This window comes from Sporosarcina sp. FSL K6-1508, assembly GCF_038007465.1.
GTDB classification, from domain to species: Bacteria; Bacillota; Bacilli; order Bacillales_A; family Planococcaceae; genus Sporosarcina; species Sporosarcina psychrophila_B.
This window is the reverse complement of the sequence record NZ_JBBOXF010000001.1, coordinates 1,375,817-1,394,002: the sequence shown is the minus strand read 5'-3', so window position 1 is coordinate 1,394,002 and position 18,186 is coordinate 1,375,817. Positions and strand designations below refer to the sequence as shown.

Genomic DNA, 18,186 nt, shown 5'->3' with positions numbered 1-18,186 from the left:
GTTATCTTCTTTTTCCTAAGTCTTCCGGTATACTAGTAAGATAAGCATTATATGTAAAGGAGGTCGCTTATGACTCAGCTAATCAGTATTTCAGTTACTGCAGTTTTTATATTGAATATATTTCTCGCGATTGCTCTTATTTTTTTAGAAAGAAGAGATCCTACCTCGACTTGGGCGTGGCTTCTCGTTATATTCTTCATTCCATTTTTCGGTTTCTTCATCTATCTTTTACTCGGCAGACAGCTTAGAGAAAAACACCTTTTCCGCTGGGAAGGACGAAGTAAAATCGGAATTGATCAATTGATTGACTATCAGATTGAAGCAATCGAAGAAGACACCTTGGAATTTAGACTCGATGATACAGCCCATTACAAAGATATGATCTACCTTCATCTCCGGAACAATCATGCTGTTCTAACACAAGACAATGACGTCCAGGTCTTTAATGATGGCGCAGCTAAATTCGATGCACTTATTCAAGACCTCGAACAAGCGAAAGATCATATTCATTTTCAATATTACATTTTCAAATTAGATACCCTTGGAAAAAGGCTATTAAACGTTTTGATTCAGAAGGCGAAGCAAGGCGTGAAAGTGCGTGTGCTCTTCGATGATATCGGTTCACGGGGGCTTCGCAAGAGACATTTGCAAGAACTGATTGATAACGGAGGGGATGTTGAAGCATTCTTCCCAGCTACTATGCCACTTATCAATCCTCGAATGAACTTCCGGAACCATCGCAAAATCGTTGTTATCGACGGACGAATCGGTTATGTCGGTGGGTTCAATGTGGGCGATGAATACTTGGGATTGAACAAGAAGTTCGGCTATTGGCGTGATACACATCTTCGAATTGAAGGAAGTGCGGTACACCCGCTTCAGACAAGGTTTATATTGGACTGGAACCAAGCATCTGAAAAAAATGATATCGAGTATGCCGAGCATTTCTTCCCGGCTATCCCTCGTAAAGGTTCCGTCGGAATGCAAATCGTGTCGAGCGGCCCCGACTCTGAGTGGGAACAGATTAAAGACGGTTATTTAAAAATGATTTTCATTGCGAAGAAATATATTTATATTCAAACACCTTATTTCATCCCAGATATCAGCTTTTTGGACGCGCTGCGCATTGCATGTCTCTCTGGAATTGACGTACGGATAATGATTCCGAACAAGCCTGACCACATGTTTGTCTACTGGGCAACTTATTCAAATGTCGGTAAATTATTAAAAGCAGGGGCAAAAGTATATATATATGAAAATGGCTTTTTGCATACAAAGCAAATTGTTGTGGATGATGAACTTTCAACTGTTGGAACTGCCAATATCGATGTCCGCAGCTTCAAATTGAATTTTGAAGTCAATGCCTTCATTTATGATCGTGAAAAATCACATGAATTAGCTGAGCTTTTCGAACAGGATATGAAATTATCAACTGAATTGACCTATGAAATGTATTTGGAACGTACTCGTCTCATTAAATTGAAGGAATCAGTTTCACGATTACTTTCACCCATCTTATAATAAAAGAAAAGCGCAAGCGCCTTGGTAGACCCGACACGCATAAGTCGATTAAGGAACACAGCCTAGGTGCGCCGCGTCCTGCGGCAACGTCTGTGTGACCCCACATCCTGTGGGCCTCCGAGGGGCTGGGCGCTGGAGCTAGACACTGCTCCAGGTTGTAAAACTTATAATTTCTTATCTTAAAACAAAAGGGACGCGCCGCTAATACGGTACGTCCCTTTTGTTCTATGGGGATCTGAGTCACTTAAGTATTTATTGGACCCCTAGATATTCTTCCAATGTGATATTTCGTTTAAAAACTTCATCTGCAATTTCCTTGCCAACATAACGGAAATGCCAAGCCTCATGCATATATCCAGTAATCTGTTCTTTCCCTTTTGGGTAGCGCATAATGAAACCGAAACGGTGAGCATTCGCTGCCACCCATTTCCCTGCTCCCGTTTCCCCAAATGATGATGAGGCAAAGTGCTGTTCAAAATTCACTTCACCTATGTCGAACGCTAGCCCTGTTTGGTGTTCGGAATAGCCCGGGCGTGCACTGTACGTATCTGCCGCTTTTTTACCATCACGAGCAACATATCTATCGTAAAGGGTCGTTTGGTATTCAAATGAGCGATATGTGCTGAAAGCATTGAGATTAAAATCTGCAAGTTTCGCTTCCGCTGCCATCTTTTCAAATGCCGCACGCGCTGCTTTGTCTTCACCAGGCGCGTATGTTGCCGGAAGCGGATATTTTTTATTGGCGAGTAAAATCCCGTTTATGAATTTTGGTTCTTTAGGCAGCACCTGACCTTCAATATATCCTCCGTTATCAATTGAAGAATCCGACTTTGTTGAGTCTGTACTGTCGCTTTTAGCGGGTTTGGATGGCGGTGTTGTTTGCTCCTGTGATTTCTGATCGGGTATTTCCTCTTGTTCATTTCCCTTCTCATCATCTTCTACTGTTGCATCAGTTTCAGGGGCAACTGTCTCGTCCTCTGCGGGAACTGACATACCAATGGCTTCCTGTGCATTTTTTATACTTTTGTCCACATCCCAATTATTCAATCCAAGCCAAGTCAGCAATCCAATCATGATAACAGCTGAAACAAGTAACGTAATTGTAAGGCCTTTGCCTTGTTTTTTATGTCTTTTCTTAGAATAGCTTTTTTTTCGTTTCATTACTAAGCCTACCTTCTCAATATATATATCTAGTCTACCACCATTTCGCTTTGTGGTCAGCGTGTGCTATTATTTAATTTACCATTAATAAGGAGTTTGTAAGGGAGCAGATCAGATGAACAACCAAAGATGGCTTTCGTTCAGTTTTTTCGTTTTCTTCTTTACTTGGGGTGTATTTCTTCCCTATTGGACCGGCTGGCTAACAATTGAAAAAGGTTTATCCGTAACAGCGGCTAGTATTATTATGGGGGCTGGAATGATTGCCCGATCATTATCGACATTTCTTGTTTTTCCATACCTGACACAAAAACTGTCCCTGATTCGTGCTATGAAATGGATGTCCCTTGCAGCACTTATTTTAGCGCTCCTCTATTTACCCGATTCACCTTCTATTGTACTTCTCATTATTACGGTCTTATTCAGTGCAGTCTATCCAATGATATTGCCCGCTGTTGAGAGCGGCGCGTCTATCTTAATGCAGACAGAAGGTATTCATTACGGCAAAAGTCGGTCGTTTGGATCAATTGGTTACACAGTTGCACTTTTGTTAATTGGGGCTGCTACAGCTATTTGGACCGAAAAAGCAATTCTTTACATAATGATCGCCGGATTAGCCATTGCAACCCTATTTTTCATGCGCCCAGCACCGGCAGTTTTACAATTGAACCCAGTAAAAGGTAATTCAACAAAACGAGCAATTGATTTTAAAGCCCTTTTCACCTCTAAAGGGTTTGCAGTTGTCCTGATACTCGCTATTCTTTTACAAGGCGCGCATGCGTCCTATTATAACTTTGGATTCATTTTTCTAAATGATCTTGGAGTTAATGGTTTTTATATCGGGATCATCTTGAACGTTGCAGTGTTATTTGAAATATTGTTCTTCACATACGCTGATCGATTACTTGCAAATGTCAAAGTTTCTACAATGTTTTTACTAGCGGGTATTGGATCCACGGCAAGGTGGATACTTATCTCTTCATTTCCATACATAACTGTTTTCATTGGTACTCAAGCACTTCACGCCTTGTCATTCGGCTTAGCTCATTTCGCGTTTATACAATTTATTTCTGAAAAACTTCCTCGTGATCAAATTGCTGGAGCACAAGGAATCTACGCTGCGTTCGCCATGAGTTTAAGCACGGCTATCCTAACATTTCTGGGGGGCTATTTGTACGACATTTCTCCGCGGCTCGCATTTCTCGGTATGATTATCTGTTCTGTTCCAGCAATCATCATTGTGCTGACAACTAAGAAACGCTATGTTTATTGACTTGAATTTATCGTTCCATCTAAAAAGACGCTCACCAGAGGTTTCAGTTCCCGGTGAACGTCTTTTTATGCAATAAAACTAACAATGAGCAATATCACAAATGCGCAACCGAAAAAAAGTGACATCCATAACATCCATTTCGACTCACGAAACAATCCCTGCTCACGAAATGATTTTGCCCGAGCTCCGTTTGTCAATGAAAACAGAGCCACCATCGAAAGAACAGCATTGTTCAAATCGAGCTTAACAATGAAATAGACAGAAGCTAACGCAGCTGCAACAATTCCAATTCCAAATAACCATTTAGACTGCATTTTGATAACCTCCCTAGGCTGTATAATCCATACCATGTGGGCGTAGATTTGAATTCTATAGTTTGACTATAAAAAAGGCCGAAGATTTCTCTTCAGCCTACTTTCATTTGTCATCTTTAGTGTCTATTTCTTTTACTTTATCTTTTTTTGTCTCTGGTGCTTTTTCTTCTTTTTCACTTACTATACCCTCATTACCTTCTACCACTACTTCAGGATGCTTGTAATAGAACTTGCGGCCTAAATACGTTTGGAAGATAAGTAGAAGTCCCCCAACTGCCCAGTAAAGAGGTAATGCTGCCATCGCTTTGAATGAAATAAACATAATCATAATCGGCGATAGGTAAATAAATGCCTTCATCTGTTTCTTCTGCTGTTCCGGCATCGTCCAGAGTGATACACGCGCTTGAACAAAGTAGACCGCCCCGGCAAGTACCATCATGATCATGTCGGGTTCTCCGAGATTGAACCAAAGGAACTCATGTGTTTGTACTTCAGTGGAATTGAGAATCGCAAAGTAAAGACCCATGATGATTGGCATCTGGATGACTAATGGAAGACAACCCATATTAAGCGGATTGACACCATGCTTTGAATACAGCCCCATCATTTCTTGCTGAAGCTTCATTTGCTCATCTTTTTGTTCTTTTTCTTTTGCTTCTTTCAAACGCTTTTGAATGTCTTCCATCTCAGGGCGAAGCGCATCCATTTTAATTTTCATATTCTGTTGCGATTTATAGTTTTTCAGCATTAGCGGCATTAGAACTAACCGGATTAATACCGTGATAAGTATAATCGCAAGGCCGTAATTCCCATTGAAGAAATCACTGAAAAAATGCAGTAACCAATCCATAGGCTTTACAAAAATATTATAAAATGTACCTTCTTTGTTCTGGATGCCTGCACAACCGCTCAAGAAAACGGCAGTGGTCATTAACATCGCGACTAATCCAATTTTCTTCTTCATTAGATTCACCTTCACTATTTCAAACTATTAAAAAGTATACCTTACCTAGTCCTAAAATTACAACGATTGACCGTCAAGGAAATTTTTTTCTTCCCCATTAATGGTGTAACGAAAATATTCTCCTGCCAGACTGCTTCGAAATCGCCTAGGAGTTTGCCCTGTATACTTCTTGAATATGCGTGTGAAATAGCTTTGATTGCAAAAATGAAAACGGTCAGATATGTCAGAAATTTTATCTTCTGAAAAGCGCAGATGGTACTGTGATTCCTCCACTTTACGAATTGCAATATATTCTACAAGCGTAGTACCTGTATGCTCTCGAAAAATTCGAGATAAATGGCTCGTACTAATATTAACTATTTTTGCAATTTCTTCGACGGTCATCGCAGATTCCACATTATTGTTAATAAAGTCGATGACATCGTTTACTGTGCCGTGTATTAGTTCTGGCTGCTTTGTCTCTGCAAGTATATGTGTATAAAATTCAATCAAGTCATCAACAAACTCAATCCTATTTTTTTCATTCAACTTCGAGTCAATCAGAATGAAACAATCTAAATTGAAATCAAATGCCCTGTGCGGAGTATGAGTGTTTTTCTCCAAATGTCTTGCTACCAGCGATGAAAGGCTAATCAAATAATATTTTATGACATCAATATCTTTATGTTCTGTATGCATTATCAAAGAATCCAAAATGATTCTAATCTCTTGTTGCGCTTCTTCTTTTTCAGCTCGAAACAGATGATTCAATAATTTCTCTTCCATTCCAAAAAAGTTTTCATTTTTCTCATAAGAGTCATGCTGCTTCATCTCATCAATGGGAACATTATCGATTTCTGGTTGTCGTCTGTCATAAGTAACTTTCACCTATCCACCTCTTTGCCAATAGTTAATAAGTTTTTATTCTTTATTCCATACTCCGACTTAATTTTTCCCTAGTTATTAGCGCTGATGCCTAGTTGTGAAGTCTCTATGTTATAATCTGTTCCCCAACTTTATTGTTTCTTAACTCAGAACAAAAAACGCTTCCTAATAGAAAGCGCCTTTTGTTCGTTACAATCCTCAATTTTATTGAGAGGATTGTTCCACACCAGGTTCATTTTGTTCTTTTTTATGATAGAGTCCGTCTGTTTCCGGAGTCATCTCCACATCGTCTTCTACTTCCTGGTTATAATAATGAACACTCGTTTGAGCACCCTCACTTACCATTTTATTGTCTTGAAGATCATAAGGATCTGAATGACCAACTTTAGTTTCAGGAGAGCGGTTTAACTTTTGTGATTCAATGAAGGAATCTACTTTCGTTTTCATGTTGTTAAATGCGACTTGTGCCTTGTCCCTATTTTCTTTTTTACTGAAATAGGCGTAAGCCCCTGCCGCAATTGTTGCAAGCAATAAGTTATTATTTCGTTTACGAGCCATTTAAATCATTCCTCTCAGATTTAATAAAAATACACTATGCATAGAGTATACCCGCATATGCCAGTTTAGAAACTTTCATTTTCCAGGTTTATTAAAATCATATCAACATGTGGAATCCCATCGTCGGCATAAGGCTCTGAAACCGCTTCAAATCCATGCTTACCATAAAAGCCAACTAGATGGTGTTGGGCTTGCAGGCGAATCTTTTCAGGTTTCCAATGACTTTTCATAAAGTCGACGCTTCGTTCCATGAGCATATGGGCAAGTCCCGTACCCCTCCTGTCCTCTCTGATGATAACACGGCCAATAGACGGTTCAATGTACTTCACACCCCCGGGAATCAGCCGGGCATAGGCGGCTAGTCCTTCATCGTCAGTGCAACATATATGAATCGCATTGTAGTCGTGACCGTCAACCTCGTGGTACGCACAATTTTGCTCAACGATAAATACATCAACCCGCAGCTTCAATATTTCATATACTTCATGTCCGCTTAATTCTCCAAATTCTTGATAAGTCCACTTCATAATATAACTCTCCCATATATATCATTTTCATTACAACGGTAGTGTTTACCCTCTTTTTTTGTTATGATAGCCAAAAGAAATGCAGAGGTGACAGTGCAATGATCCGACCTATGACTGCCAAGGATAGTGTGCACGTTCAACAAATTGTTCGTAATACTTGGAATGCAACTTATAAAGATATTATTCCAGAAGAAATCCAGAAGAAATTTATCGATTGCTCCTATTCGGATGCAATGATTTTGAAACGTATGGAGAAAACCTGCGTGCTCGTAGCTGAATGCAATGGTGTTCCTGTTGGATTCGCCAATTTCACAAAAAAAGATGAAGATGGCGATTCTGAATTGACTGCTATGTATATTTTACCATCGCATCAAAAAAGCGGCTATGGGAAAAAGTTACTTGAGTATGCGTTGTCTATACTTTCGGATGCCCAGCAATTGTTCGTCTATGTGGATGAACGAAATGCAATTGGACGAGCTTTTTATGAAAACCAGGGCTTCGAACTGCTCGATATCTTTGAAGAATATTTCGAAGGTTTGCCTGTGGAAACAGCCCAATATGTATATTATATTCATAATCCCGTACTTGCCTAGTGATTTAAAAAAACGCTTTCCTCTAATTTTGGGAAAGCGTTTTTTTATTCTGTCTAGCTCATAAAGGTCTCATTGTTCCATTATACTGGTCATCTACAAACTGTGGTTCATCTGTCAATGGTGGTTTCTTTACAAGACAAAGAATACCTGCAATGTAAAGAAGGATCGAAGTCACAGAAATTATCCCCGCAGTCAAACCTCCGATAATGAACATAATCCCGGCAAGTTTAGGGTTTTTGTTATTCCATATGTTAACGATTCCGATAATCGTTAAAATCAAGCTGATGATGAAGCTGATAATGAACAGCCACATAAAGTTCCCAACAAGGAAAAAGTTCGAATAGATTACATCTAAATCCGCAGTTGTTAGCGTTGGGTCAAACGCCATCATCTCCAAATCGAAATCTACACGGAATGTTGGCTCCGACTTCAAAAAGTTAAATAAAGCCAGTACCATAAAACTTAAGATGATCCCTATTGCAGTAAATAGGACACTTATTATCGATAAAATCTTTTCCGCAGTGCGGCTCATTAAATACACTCCTCTCTTAATCTATATATGACTATACGTTTAGCAGTAGAATAGGTTTCATTTCCCCCACATTATTAGACAGAATACAACAAAGATGTTTCCCTGGCGAGAAATGGGGGTATTTAGTATGTATTCAGGCATTACAGTTTGAATAAGAAAGGGGACGATACAAATGGAGAAAAAACTGATTTTCAGTCAATCCGACATGATGTATACTGTCGCCGGTGCTTCAGTGTTAACTGGCATATTGTACTTCATTACATTACTGTGAGGGATATGAATGATTCCAACTTTTTCAAATGAAATTTAAAAGGCAATCCGTCGTTGTATCTATAAAACGGATTGCCTTTTATTATGCTATTTTTTATACTTTGACGTCATCATAATCTTTATAACGTTCAAACGCTGTCACTACATATGAGCAGACAGGTTCCATTTTCAGCTCTTGTTCCCGTGCATAGTCAGCCGCACGGTCTAGGATTTTTTTCGCGATGCCTTGGCCTCGAAGTTCTGGTGAAACGAATGTATGATCCATCACCATAACATCTCCAAGAATTGTCCATGTAATTTCAGCCAGCACTTTTCCGCCTTCTTCATAACGAAACGCAAAAGCGTCTCCGCCTAGTTCAACAAATTGGAATTCCATCTAAACTCCCCCTTTTTAAGAAATTCAATTTCACAATAGAGCACTCTACTTTGTTTCTCGATTATTTAAACCATGACTGTATGGATTCAAATAGATTAGCGAAGAATTCCTTCACACTTTCCCAAAAACCCGGGTCAATGTCGCCAATTTTCTCTTTTATTTTCGAGGTCATATCCGATAATTGCTCGGATAATTTATTGAAATCGATATCTAAGTTTCGGATTCTATCCATTAAGTCTATGAGTAATTGACGATCCGCATCACTTAGATTGATGTTGAGTTTCTTCATCTGCTCAGTCACAATTTTCTCAACATCTTCTTTAGTCGCTGGGTTTTTCTCTGAGATTTGTTTTTTTATTTCTGTTAGCAGTTCAGCTACTTTGTCACTGTCGACACCAGATTCTTTTGCAAATTTCGTTGCTAGGTTCAATTCATCGTTTGCAACGTCTGTCCGTTCCGTATCGAGTTTTTCACCAGTCACTTCATATGCTTTATAAATACCGACGAGTGCCGAATGACCCGTTACTTTTTTAGGCGATGCCACTTCAACAATCGCATCTTCAATTCCTGCCGTCATCATGGCAGTTGCATATATTTCCGGCGTTACTTCTGTAATATTGTCCTGCGTAACAATCGTGATGACAAGCCCTTTACCTTCTTCCTGCCTCGTGATTTTAGCAGAAGAATACATTCTTGCTTTACCATTGCCATTTTCAATATATTTCACAAGATCATTGCCGTCAACTGTTATTTCTTCTACTTCCGCTTCCTTTTCAACACCCAGGCTTTTCTTCACACTTTCCTTTTCAGAATCCGACAAATCTGCGCCATATACGACAATCGGTACGCCAAGCTTTTCATTGATGACTGGATCCTCCGCACTGACAGTTCTCGGAACTAAAACTCCGATTGCCAGTACAGCCGCCGCCAACATCGTCAGAAGACGTTTCATGAAAATCCCCCCTTCTTACTACAAATTAATACGATTCAAAGCCGGAAAAGTTCCCGCGTCCCAGATTCATTTTAACATTGTCCATCCATCGCCCTGTTCAATTCTGCCCTCTTTCATAAGTTTTCCGAGCGCCCGTTTGAATGACGCCTTACTTAAATTGAACATTTCCTTAATCTCATCAGGCGTTGATTTGTCAGTAAACGGCATCCGTCCCCCGACTTCGTTTAAGTAACGCAGAAGTTTTTCAGCATCGTCTCCCAAGCGCTCTTCTTTACGTGGCAGCATCGAACCATTCAACGTTCCATCATCACGGACGCCAATAATGCGCACATTCATTTCCTGTCCCAGACGCGGTTCCCGCTCCTGCTCTGTATTGTGGATAAAAACACGGTAATTTTCCGGTACGCTGAGCATAAATGAACCGACCGGCAACAACCGGTAAGCTCTGGCCTTGACGTCCATATTAAATAGAGATGTTGGTGCTTCGACGATTTGTTCCATAACTCGTTCTTCTGTGGCGAGCCTGCCGAAAATCGTGCCGCCCAAATCCATTCGGAGTGTCATATACAACGCATCATCTATCTTTGGCCAAAGTGCACGAACTTTTGGCATATCATTCTTATTCACTAGCACTTCGAATGAAGAGCCGATATCAACATAGACACCTTCATGATCATCAACACGTATCACACGTGCCCAACCAAACGTGTCAGCTGTCATATTCGGCATTTGCATCGTTGCAGAGAGTTCTCCGCGCCTGTTCGTATAGAGGAAGACATGTACCTTGTCCCCTTCTTGGATCGTTTCATCAGCATCAGATGCATTCATCATTATATGATCGCCATCGCCATCCAATACCCATCTTGAACCGTCTTGCTCCAACACTTCTAATTCAGCTATATAGCCTGATTTAAGTTGTTCCATTATTTATCATCCTCTTCCTTCTGATCCATTACCCGTAATTTTCTGACAAACTCATTATCCTGTCCCATTGCTTCAACAAGATCCGTTATTCGATCCATTGCGTTCCAGCTTAAGTGATGTTCAATTCCTTCTACGTCGCCATAGATATTTTCCTCATCAACTCCAATAATGCGAAGAAATTGTTCAAGAAGTTCATGACGACGAACAAGTTTTTTTCCAAAAGAGAATCCTTTTTTCGTCAACTCAAGACCTTTGTAACGTTCATAGCTAATATAGCCTTCCTTATCAAGCCGCTGTGCCATTTTTGTAACGGATGAAGGGAGTACTGCCAATGATTCAGCAACATCCGATACACGTGCCACACCTTTCGCTTCGATATGCAAATAAATCTGTTCAAGATAATCTTCCATACCTGGTGTTGCCAATCTTAACGCCTCCAGTATGTATGCCCGGACTCATTCCCATTTACTCCTGTTCAAACGCACCATGTTTAACTTTTTATAGTCGGGGGTAAATTTAGAGTACAAAGTAAAGGGGTGAATCACATGGGTCGAATTCTCTGGTTAATTATTGTAGCATTATTTGTGTTTTGGTTACTCGGTCTCGTTTTTAAAATAGGTGGCGGGCTAATTCATATTCTTCTTGTAATTGCGGTTATCGTATTTATTATCAACCTCATAACCGGAAAACGAAGCGTGTAACGAAAGGGATGTCGACATTAGTCGGCATCCCTTTTTAATGTCTAACTACAAGCGCCAGCCCCTCGAGTCGCTTCAGTCTTGCAGATAAAGGCAAAGAACGCCTTTTTCTGCAAGACCTCCAGCACTTTTCGGGGCTAGACGGCGCCTAGAGCTTGGACCTACACGAAGTAGGTCATGCAGCTGTTGCGACAGGACGTCGCGCACTTAAGCTGCATTCCTTATTTAGTCTATTTTCGCATAGATGCATGTATTTCGTAAAATATTACCGTCGGGTGATAAAGAATCTTGTTTTAAAATGCCTTCGAGAGTAAATCCCGCACGTTCTGCGACACTGCGGCTTTTCATGTTTTCTTCGTCGCAACGAATTTCCACCCTGCGTGCTCCTAGTTGTTCGAATGCAAATTGTTCAATACGTTTAACGGCTTCTGTCATATAGCCCTGACCTTCAAATTCCGTAGCGAGCCAGTAGCCGATTTCAAACTTCGGGATTGACCAATCGATTCGATGAAGACCTGAAGAACCTATGAACCTTCCCGTTTCTTTATGATAAACATGGAAGCGAAGGTCTTGTCTTGTGATGAAATTTGCAATTGCCTTTCGCAAGCTTTCTTCTGTCATATGCAGTTCCGGTTCAGGTTGTGCCCATGGCATCCACTTACGAAGTGCAGGTAAAGAATTTCGAATCGCGTTCCAAGCATCTGACGCATCACCAAGTTCAGGCGCTCGAATGATGAGGCGTTCCGATTCGAATGAATCCGTGAAATCCGGAATACGCGGAGAAGGAGTGGAAGCCCGTGATTTCTCTCCGTCTTCCCAAATAACAGGCGTAGTCGTTCCCGCCATAAAATCTTCACGTGTAATGCCGTAAGTCACTGCATCATAATAGGAATTCTCTTTAGGAGAAAACCAAGCTTTCCGAAGATGTGCTTCTTTGACAAAACCAGCACGTTCGAACGTTTTTCGCATCGCAAGATTATCTTGCCTTGTATGACCTTCGAGACGAATTTTCTTGCCTGGTAGCCCGAATACATATTCCGCCACAAGACGGAGGGCTTTCGGACCGTAGCCGTACCCTCTCGACATATCTGCAATACGTAAATCGAACAAGGGTATCTCATCTTGCAGATCATAAATTTTTACAATACCCACTTTTTCTCCGGATTCATTTTCTACCCAGAATGTTTTCACTTCATCCGATTCATAGCCGCCCTCTTCGATTGTTTTTTCAATCAGATGACGTCCCGGATCGGAGTTGTCATGGTAAGGCCACGTATTAGTTGTCATGAAATGAATAAGTTGCTCCTGCTCTTCCATTGTCCATTCTTGTAAATGCATTAGAATTCGCCTCCGTATAGAACCTGCTTACTTATGAACACGCAATAAACGAAGCGAGTTCAGCACGACCAGCAACGTCGCACCCATATCTGCGAAAATGGCAATCCATAATGTCAGCCAGCCAGGAATGATAAGAAGCAATGCTATAATTTTTAAGCCTAATGCAAACATAATGTTTTCTTTGATGATGCGCAATGTTTTTCGGCTTAATTTCATTGTATAAGGCAATTTTCCTAAATCATCTGCCATTAGAGCAATATCTGCTGTTTCCAACGCTGCGTCCGTTCCCGCTCCGCCCATTGCAATACCAACTGAAGCTGCCGCTAAGGCAGGCGCGTCATTGATGCCATCGCCAACCATGGCGACACGGCCGTATTGCTCACTCAATTGTTTAATCGCTGTCAATTTGTCTTCCGGCATCAGTCCAGCGCGTACATCTGTAACACCCAACTCAGCAGCAATCGCTTCTGCCGTTACCTGGTGATCGCCTGTCAGCATAACAGTATGACGAATGCCAATACGTTTCAGTTGTTCAAGGACGTCATGACTTTCCTTACGGATAGGATCTGCTACAGCAAGCAGTCCGCTAAATTCGGTTCCTGTGACAATTGCCATTACAGACTTTCCTTGACGCTGAAGAGACGCCGCTTGCTGCAACATTTCTTTTGGCAATGAAGAAAGCTCCTGCGCCCAGCTCAGGCTCCCAATATAAGTCGTCATTCCCTCAATTTCAGCATAAGCACCTTTTCCGGTAACCGATTGAAAGTTGGAAACATCGACTTTCTGTGCACCATGTTGATGCGCGTAATCGACTACTGCTTTAGCAAGCGGATGCTGTGACATTGATTCGACTGCCGCGATTGCACTTAGTAATTGTTCTTGAACGACTTCTTCACTGACGATGAAATCAGTTACTTCCGGATACCCTTTCGTTAATGTCCCGGTTTTATCGAACGCAATCGCATCAAGCCTACCTGTTTCTTCGAGGTGAATGCCGCCTTTAATCAACACACCTTGACGTGCCGCGTTTCCAATCGCTGTGACAATTGCAACAGGTGTCGAAACAACAAGTGCACACGGACAACCAACTACAAGTACTGCAAGGCCTTGATAGATCCATGCGTGCCAATCCCCGCCAAGCAGAGGTGGTACGATAGCCACTAAAATTGCAATACCAATGATTGCAGGTGTGTAGTATTTAGCAAATTTATCAACGAACTTTTGAGATGGTGCTTTTTCTGCCTGTGCGTCTTCAACAAGATGGATGATTTTCGCAATCGTCGTATCGCCGACAAGCTTCGTAACCGTTACTTCAAGTGCACCCTCTTCATTGAGCGTACCCGCGAATACATTATCTCCGGACTTTTTCGCAACAGGGATGGATTCACCTGTAATTGCTGCTTGGTTCACAGTAGATGAACCCGTTAGAACTGCTCCATCCATAGCAATTTTCTGACCAGGTTTTACGATTAAAATATCGCCGATGACAATATCTTCTGTCGGAAGTTCTACAAACGCTTCCCCACGTTTTACTAGGGCGGAAGGAGGTGCAATATCCATCAATTGTCGAATGGATTGCCGTGCTTTATTCATTGAATAAGCTTCTAACGCTTCACTTACTGCAAACAGGAAGACAACAACCGCACCTTCACGCCATTCCCCAATGATTGCAGCACCAATAATAGCAATCGTCATCAACGTTTTCATATCGAATTCGAAACGGACCAAGTTCCGCAGTCCGGTTTTAAATATGCCCGTTCCACCGATTACAATAGCAATTGCGAATAAAGCAATCGCCGCTGGGTGCGTTTCCGTATAGCGAAATGATACAATCATTCCTATCAGTAAGAACAGAAGCGAAAAGAGCGTAACGAGGTTTTCTTTTCTTTTAAAGAAAGACGTTTTCGGTTCAATCAACTTATTCTGAAGCGGGACAACTTTAATGCCATCGAAAGCGCCTGCTGCTTCCAGGTCTTCAATCGTCGCACTACCACTAAATGCTAATTTAGATGCACCGAAGTTCACTTGTACATTATCAACAGAAGACAGATTTTTAACGTTTTTTTCAAACTTCATCGCACAACTAGCACACGTTAAATTCTCCAACCGGTATTCTTTCTTTTCAGCCGTTGCCATGCTCAACACCCTCTATCGTATGCTCATGTGCGACTTTCACGAGTTGGTGAATGTGGTCGTCTGCGAGCGAATAGTAGACCATTTTTCCTTTTTTCTTTGATTTTGCAAGTGCATGTTCGCGCAAATAACGCAGATGATGGGAAGCTGTCGCAACGGATGAACCAATCACTGCCGCAACATCACAAACACACATTTCTTCTTCAAGCGTCAATGAAAAAGCAATTTTCAATCTAGTTTCATCTGCCAACGCCTTAAAAATTCTGACCGCAGCCCCCATATCGGGCAACGCTTGCTGCACCCGTTCTACGATTTCCTCGTGAACCGTTGTCACATCACATACTTCTTTTATCGTCATAATCCCACCTCATTCAAATGATTGTTTGATTAACTTAAGTATATGCAATGTTCTTTGCAGTTGCAAGGCTAATCAAACGACCGTTTGATTGTTATTGACTTTCTAGACATTGACATACGAATTTATCGATATAGACACAACCTTAGTTTCTGGTATAGAGTGGCAGGCTGACATGGCTGGTTTATACGCTTTGTTCAGCATTGCCGTCATTATTGCATTCGTCGGCGGAGGACCGGGAATGATTTCTGCTGCAACGGGTGTGATGGCACTCGCTATGGTGTTATTAGTTAAAAGAGCATGGATATAGTATTTGTTTGCAGCCACTATTTTAACCGGTGTTTTACAAGTCCCATGGGGAATGCTGAAAATTGCAAGGTTCATAAAATTCATTCCGCGTGCGGTTATGATGGGCTTCGTCAATGCATTAGCCATCTTAATATTCAGTGCACAAATCCAATATATTTTTGGCATGTCCGTCATGACGTACATACTTGTCCTTGCGACTCTTGCGATTGTTTATTTATTCCCTTACGTGTTCTAAGCAGTGCCGGCAAGGCTTGTCGCCATTTTATCTTTAACCGCTGTTGTTCTGCTGTTTGGAATTGACGCCCTAAATGTCGGCAATCTTGGGACGATTTCACAAATGTTGCCTACGTTCTTAATTCCTGACGTGCCTTTCAACTTTGAAACACTAAAGATCATCTTTCAGACGGCACTGGCGTTATCAATTATCGAATTGTTGGAATCGCCGCTTACTGGTTTCTTCGGTGGCATGGTTGGGGCTTCGATGATCGGTCTGGAGGCCGAGATCGTTCTTATGTTTTTAATCGTCGTTCTAGGGGAATGGGTGGTGTTAATATCTATGCCAGTTTTAGCTGCCATTATGGTAATGGTATATTCGATTGGTTTTCATTCAAATACTTGAAAATAGCGCCTCGCGGGGACCATTTTAAGTGCAATTTTATTTACCGCAAAAATCTCCAAAAAACAGTCAAAAAGAAGGTCTCCGGCAATACTTTGCAGAACATTTATAGTATCCGGGGACAATTGTTTTTCGCTTCTGTACAAGATTTCATGAATGATTTCGATGATGTGAAAGAAGGAAGCCGACTCGTCATAGACTTTACGAAAGTACGCATATGGGATTATTCAGGCCCAGGTGCAGTTGACAAGTTAGTGGCCTAATTGAATCTGAATCATGTCGATATTGAAGTGATTGGTTTGGATGCTTCAAGTGCACATCTGTTCGATAGCTTGTTCGTCCCGTATGTGAAGTGAAGGAGGAGTTCAAATGTATAAACGAATACTAGTTGCGGTCGACGGCTCAGAAAACTCGCACCGCGCCGCTAGACATGCCGCTCAGTTAGCGGGATTGAGCTCCGGAGCGGTCGTTGAAGTCCTCTATGTCCTGGACTTTGACCGGACACGTACAGATGTTATCCATAATGCGGGCAGTGATGATCTTCATATCGATCGAAAGAAGCGACTTATACCTATCGAAAAGGCTTTCGAGCAATTGGAAATTCCCTATAAACTTGTCATCAAACATGGTGACCCTGGACCGATTATCATTCAGTTTGCCAATAGTGGTGAATTCGACCTTGTCGTTCTCGGCAGCCGAGGTCTGAACTCCTTTCAAGAAATGGTGCTCGGAAGTGTGAGTCATAAAGTGGCAAAACGTGTGACTGGACCGATTTTGATTGTTAAATAAAAAGCTCTTAGGGAGTGAGTGCATGTTGCGCGGAAAATGGAATGCCATAACAGACGTGCCAGGGGTCAAAGTTGGGCACCTAACGCTGGAACAATCATTGGACGCCGGTGATTGTGTGTGTACGGGCGTCACTGCAATTTTGCCGCATAACGGAAACGTTTTCGATCAAAAAGTGCCGGCAGCCAGTTTTGTATTAAACGGCTTCGGAAAAACAGCGGGCTTGATTCAAATTGAAGAGCTCGGCGTGATTGAATCCCCCATTATGCTAACCAATACGTTTAGCGTCGGTGCAGTGCTGGAAGGTACTTTATCGTATATGCTCAATGAAAACCCATTGATCGGTGATTCGACGAGTTCCCTGAACATCGTGGTGGGGGAATGCAATGACAGTTATTTGAACTCCATGCGGCTGATGAAAGTAAAGCCTGTCCATGCAATTGAAGCGATTCAAAACACTGACACCGGACCGGTTGAACAAGGAGCCGTCGGAGCTGGCAAAGGGATGATCTGTTTCGGAATGAAGGGCGGCATTGGCTCATCGTCTCGAATTGTACAGATAGACGGCGTCAGCTTTACGGTTGGTGCGTTGACACTGACAAACTTTGGGAAGGTTGGAGAATGCAAGATTGATGAATGGCTCAACCAGAATGGCTATAAGGCTACTGGATCGATTCCACAGTCTGAGGCGGACTGCATAAAACCAGACGGGTCAATCATGATTATCGTCGCGACAAATGCTCCTGTGAATGAACGTCAGTTGAAGCGCTTCGCTAAACGAGCATCGATTGGGCTCGCCCGGACAGGGACGCATATCCATAACGGAAGCGGTGATATTATCATCGCATTTTCGAACGGCTTCACGATTCCGCATGAAAGCACGCATATGACTGATGCATATGAGCTGCTGCGTGACGATCATCCGATTATGAACGACTTATTTCAAGCGGTGATTGAAGCAACGGAAGAGGCTGTGTATCAGTCGATGATTCATGCGGAAAAGACTTCCGGACGGCTGGGGCGTATTGTGGATAGATGGCCGGTTCATGAAGATATGTATTGAAAGCGGGGCGCCTTTGGTGTCCCGCTTTTAGTTTATTAGATTCGGTTGTGACGGGCTTATGA

At 41.9% G+C, this 18,186-nt stretch carries 24 protein-coding genes; 10 read left to right on the top strand and 14 right to left on the bottom strand.

What is annotated here, in order from left to right:
* Positions 1 to 69 precede the first annotated feature (69 nt).
* Positions 70 to 1,521 (top strand): cardiolipin synthase, encoded by a 1,452-nt coding sequence (cls, locus tag MKZ11_RS06850; RefSeq protein ID WP_340793264.1) that lies wholly within the window; start codon positions 70 to 72, stop codon positions 1,519 to 1,521.
* 252 nt (positions 1,522 to 1,773) lie between these two features.
* On the opposite strand, the gene MKZ11_RS06845 is transcribed toward cls, so the two are convergent.
* Positions 1,774 to 2,682, bottom strand: a complete 909-nt coding sequence (locus tag MKZ11_RS06845; RefSeq protein WP_340793262.1) for a M15 family metallopeptidase — start codon at positions 2,680 to 2,682, stop codon at positions 1,774 to 1,776.
* A gap of 115 nt (positions 2,683 to 2,797) precedes the next feature.
* Here MKZ11_RS06845 and MKZ11_RS06840 point away from each other — a divergent pair, with 115 nt between their 5' ends.
* Complete coding sequence (locus MKZ11_RS06840) at positions 2,798 to 3,952, top strand: 3-phenylpropionate MFS transporter (RefSeq protein WP_340793261.1); 1,155 nt, start codon at positions 2,798 to 2,800, stop codon at positions 3,950 to 3,952.
* 65 nt (positions 3,953 to 4,017) lie between these two features.
* On the opposite strand, the gene MKZ11_RS06835 is transcribed toward MKZ11_RS06840, so the two are convergent.
* The 5 genes from MKZ11_RS06835 to MKZ11_RS06815 all read right to left on the bottom strand — a co-directional run bounded on the left by MKZ11_RS06835 (position 4,018) and on the right by MKZ11_RS06815 (position 7,179).
* Positions 4,018 to 4,266: a hypothetical protein gene (locus tag MKZ11_RS06835; protein ID WP_340793259.1), complete on the bottom strand. Its 249-nt coding sequence runs from the start codon at positions 4,264 to 4,266 to the stop codon at positions 4,018 to 4,020.
* A gap of 103 nt (positions 4,267 to 4,369) precedes the next feature.
* Positions 4,370 to 5,230, bottom strand: coding sequence for a membrane protein insertase YidC (gene yidC / locus MKZ11_RS06830; RefSeq protein WP_340793257.1), 861 nt, complete (start codon positions 5,228 to 5,230; stop codon positions 4,370 to 4,372).
* Positions 5,231 to 5,287: 57 nt separating this feature from the next.
* The gene (locus MKZ11_RS06825; protein WP_340793255.1) at positions 5,288 to 6,097 is read right to left on the bottom strand and encodes a helix-turn-helix domain-containing protein; all 810 of its coding nucleotides are present in this window, start codon (positions 6,095 to 6,097) and stop codon (positions 5,288 to 5,290) included.
* A 201-nt stretch (positions 6,098 to 6,298) separates the two neighbouring features.
* Complete coding sequence (locus tag MKZ11_RS06820; RefSeq protein ID WP_340793253.1) at positions 6,299 to 6,652, bottom strand: hypothetical protein; 354 nt, start codon at positions 6,650 to 6,652, stop codon at positions 6,299 to 6,301.
* A 65-nt stretch (positions 6,653 to 6,717) separates the two neighbouring features.
* Complete coding sequence (locus MKZ11_RS06815; protein WP_340793251.1) at positions 6,718 to 7,179, bottom strand: GNAT family N-acetyltransferase; 462 nt, start codon at positions 7,177 to 7,179, stop codon at positions 6,718 to 6,720.
* A gap of 98 nt (positions 7,180 to 7,277) precedes the next feature.
* On the opposite strand from MKZ11_RS06815, the gene MKZ11_RS06810 reads away from it, so the two are divergent.
* Positions 7,278 to 7,772 carry a GNAT family N-acetyltransferase gene (locus MKZ11_RS06810; protein WP_340793248.1) on the top strand — a complete coding sequence of 165 codons (495 nt, stop codon included), beginning with the start codon at positions 7,278 to 7,280 and terminating at the stop codon, positions 7,770 to 7,772.
* Positions 7,773 to 7,830: 58 nt separating this feature from the next.
* On the opposite strand, the gene MKZ11_RS06805 is transcribed toward MKZ11_RS06810, so the two are convergent.
* From MKZ11_RS06805 to mntR, 5 genes are all read right to left on the bottom strand, one after another.
* On the bottom strand, positions 7,831 to 8,304 hold the full coding sequence (locus MKZ11_RS06805) for a DUF4064 domain-containing protein (RefSeq protein ID WP_340793246.1): 474 nt from the start codon (positions 8,302 to 8,304) through the stop codon (positions 7,831 to 7,833).
* Positions 8,305 to 8,668: 364 nt separating this feature from the next.
* Positions 8,669 to 8,950: a GNAT family N-acetyltransferase gene (locus MKZ11_RS06800; RefSeq protein ID WP_340793244.1), complete on the bottom strand. Its 282-nt coding sequence runs from the start codon at positions 8,948 to 8,950 to the stop codon at positions 8,669 to 8,671.
* Positions 8,951 to 9,011: 61 nt separating this feature from the next.
* Positions 9,012 to 9,902 (bottom strand): DUF1002 domain-containing protein, encoded by an 891-nt coding sequence (locus tag MKZ11_RS06795; protein WP_340793242.1) that lies wholly within the window; start codon positions 9,900 to 9,902, stop codon positions 9,012 to 9,014.
* A gap of 66 nt (positions 9,903 to 9,968) precedes the next feature.
* The gene (locus tag MKZ11_RS06790) at positions 9,969 to 10,826 is read right to left on the bottom strand and encodes a CvfB family protein (RefSeq protein WP_340793240.1); all 858 of its coding nucleotides are present in this window, start codon (positions 10,824 to 10,826) and stop codon (positions 9,969 to 9,971) included.
* Positions 10,826 to 11,251: a transcriptional regulator MntR gene (mntR, locus tag MKZ11_RS06785; RefSeq protein WP_340793238.1), complete on the bottom strand. Its 426-nt coding sequence runs from the start codon at positions 11,249 to 11,251 to the stop codon at positions 10,826 to 10,828. The genes MKZ11_RS06790 and mntR overlap by 1 nt, the downstream gene beginning before the upstream one ends.
* A 129-nt stretch (positions 11,252 to 11,380) precedes the next feature.
* On the opposite strand from mntR, the gene MKZ11_RS06780 reads away from it, so the two are divergent.
* Positions 11,381 to 11,527 (top strand): lmo0937 family membrane protein, encoded by a 147-nt coding sequence (locus MKZ11_RS06780; RefSeq protein ID WP_445327031.1) that lies wholly within the window; start codon positions 11,381 to 11,383, stop codon positions 11,525 to 11,527.
* Between the two features lie 222 nt (positions 11,528 to 11,749).
* Here the strand turns inward: MKZ11_RS06780 and MKZ11_RS06775 are convergent, their stop codons facing one another.
* From MKZ11_RS06775 to MKZ11_RS06765, 3 genes are read right to left on the bottom strand one after another with little or no spacing between them, the layout of a single operon-like run.
* On the bottom strand, positions 11,750 to 12,862 hold the full coding sequence (locus MKZ11_RS06775; RefSeq protein ID WP_340793235.1) for a GNAT family N-acetyltransferase: 1,113 nt from the start codon (positions 12,860 to 12,862) through the stop codon (positions 11,750 to 11,752).
* Positions 12,863 to 12,889: 27 nt separating this feature from the next.
* Positions 12,890 to 14,998, bottom strand: coding sequence for a heavy metal translocating P-type ATPase (locus MKZ11_RS06770; protein WP_340793234.1), 2,109 nt, complete (start codon positions 14,996 to 14,998; stop codon positions 12,890 to 12,892).
* The gene (locus MKZ11_RS06765) at positions 14,985 to 15,353 is read right to left on the bottom strand and encodes an ArsR/SmtB family transcription factor (protein WP_340793232.1); all 369 of its coding nucleotides are present in this window, start codon (positions 15,351 to 15,353) and stop codon (positions 14,985 to 14,987) included. The genes MKZ11_RS06770 and MKZ11_RS06765 overlap by 14 nt, the downstream gene beginning before the upstream one ends.
* Positions 15,354 to 15,462: 109 nt before the next feature.
* On the opposite strand from MKZ11_RS06765, the gene MKZ11_RS06760 reads away from it, so the two are divergent.
* The 6 genes from MKZ11_RS06760 (at position 15,463) to MKZ11_RS06735 (ending at position 18,124) form a co-directional block, all read left to right on the top strand.
* A complete protein-coding gene (locus MKZ11_RS06760) occupies positions 15,463 to 15,660 on the top strand; it encodes a hypothetical protein (RefSeq protein WP_340793231.1) in 198 nt (65 codons plus the stop codon).
* Positions 15,661 to 15,711: 51 nt separating this feature from the next.
* On the top strand, positions 15,712 to 15,894 hold the full coding sequence (locus tag MKZ11_RS06755; protein ID WP_340793230.1) for a SulP family inorganic anion transporter: 183 nt from the start codon (positions 15,712 to 15,714) through the stop codon (positions 15,892 to 15,894).
* Positions 15,895 to 15,897: 3 nt separating this feature from the next.
* A complete protein-coding gene (locus tag MKZ11_RS06750; protein ID WP_340793229.1) occupies positions 15,898 to 16,278 on the top strand; it encodes a hypothetical protein in 381 nt (126 codons plus the stop codon).
* A 92-nt stretch (positions 16,279 to 16,370) separates the two neighbouring features.
* Entirely contained in the window at positions 16,371 to 16,538 is a 168-nt protein-coding gene (locus tag MKZ11_RS06745) for an STAS domain-containing protein (protein WP_340793228.1), read from the top strand.
* 106 nt (positions 16,539 to 16,644) lie between these two features.
* Complete coding sequence (locus MKZ11_RS06740; protein WP_340793227.1) at positions 16,645 to 17,064, top strand: universal stress protein; 420 nt, start codon at positions 16,645 to 16,647, stop codon at positions 17,062 to 17,064.
* A 22-nt stretch (positions 17,065 to 17,086) separates the two neighbouring features.
* The gene (locus MKZ11_RS06735; RefSeq protein ID WP_340793226.1) at positions 17,087 to 18,124 is read left to right on the top strand and encodes a DmpA family aminopeptidase; all 1,038 of its coding nucleotides are present in this window, start codon (positions 17,087 to 17,089) and stop codon (positions 18,122 to 18,124) included.
* Positions 18,125 to 18,186 lie beyond the last annotated feature (62 nt).

Coding starts and splice junctions, on each gene's coding strand:
- MKZ11_RS06820 (WP_340793253.1), bottom strand. CDS start 6,652: ATGGCTCGTAAACGAAATAATAACTTATTGCTTGCAACAATTGCGGCA.
- MKZ11_RS06810 (WP_340793248.1), top strand. CDS start 7,278: ATGATCCGACCTATGACTGCCAAGGATAGTGTGCACGTTCAACAAATT.
- cls (WP_340793264.1), top strand. CDS start 70: ATGACTCAGCTAATCAGTATTTCAGTTACTGCAGTTTTTATATTGAAT.
- MKZ11_RS06795 (WP_340793242.1), bottom strand. CDS start 9,902: ATGAAACGTCTTCTGACGATGTTGGCGGCGGCTGTACTGGCAATCGGA.
- MKZ11_RS06805 (WP_340793246.1), bottom strand. CDS start 8,304: ATGAGCCGCACTGCGGAAAAGATTTTATCGATAATAAGTGTCCTATTT.
- MKZ11_RS06770 (WP_340793234.1), bottom strand. CDS start 14,998: ATGGCAACGGCTGAAAAGAAAGAATACCGGTTGGAGAATTTAACGTGT.
- MKZ11_RS06740 (WP_340793227.1), top strand. CDS start 16,645: ATGTATAAACGAATACTAGTTGCGGTCGACGGCTCAGAAAACTCGCAC.
- MKZ11_RS06840 (WP_340793261.1), top strand. CDS start 2,798: ATGAACAACCAAAGATGGCTTTCGTTCAGTTTTTTCGTTTTCTTCTTT.
- MKZ11_RS06800 (WP_340793244.1), bottom strand. CDS start 8,950: ATGGAATTCCAATTTGTTGAACTAGGCGGAGACGCTTTTGCGTTTCGT.
- MKZ11_RS06835 (WP_340793259.1), bottom strand. CDS start 4,266: ATGCAGTCTAAATGGTTATTTGGAATTGGAATTGTTGCAGCTGCGTTA.
- MKZ11_RS06775 (WP_340793235.1), bottom strand. CDS start 12,862: ATGCATTTACAAGAATGGACAATGGAAGAGCAGGAGCAACTTATTCAT.
- MKZ11_RS06755 (WP_340793230.1), top strand. CDS start 15,712: ATGCTGAAAATTGCAAGGTTCATAAAATTCATTCCGCGTGCGGTTATG.
- MKZ11_RS06815 (WP_340793251.1), bottom strand. CDS start 7,179: ATGAAGTGGACTTATCAAGAATTTGGAGAATTAAGCGGACATGAAGTA.
- MKZ11_RS06765 (WP_340793232.1), bottom strand. CDS start 15,353: ATGACGATAAAAGAAGTATGTGATGTGACAACGGTTCACGAGGAAATC.
- MKZ11_RS06790 (WP_340793240.1), bottom strand. CDS start 10,826: ATGGAACAACTTAAATCAGGCTATATAGCTGAATTAGAAGTGTTGGAG.
- yidC (WP_340793257.1), bottom strand. CDS start 5,230: ATGAAGAAGAAAATTGGATTAGTCGCGATGTTAATGACCACTGCCGTT.
- MKZ11_RS06845 (WP_340793262.1), bottom strand. CDS start 2,682: ATGAAACGAAAAAAAAGCTATTCTAAGAAAAGACATAAAAAACAAGGC.
- MKZ11_RS06735 (WP_340793226.1), top strand. CDS start 17,087: ATGTTGCGCGGAAAATGGAATGCCATAACAGACGTGCCAGGGGTCAAA.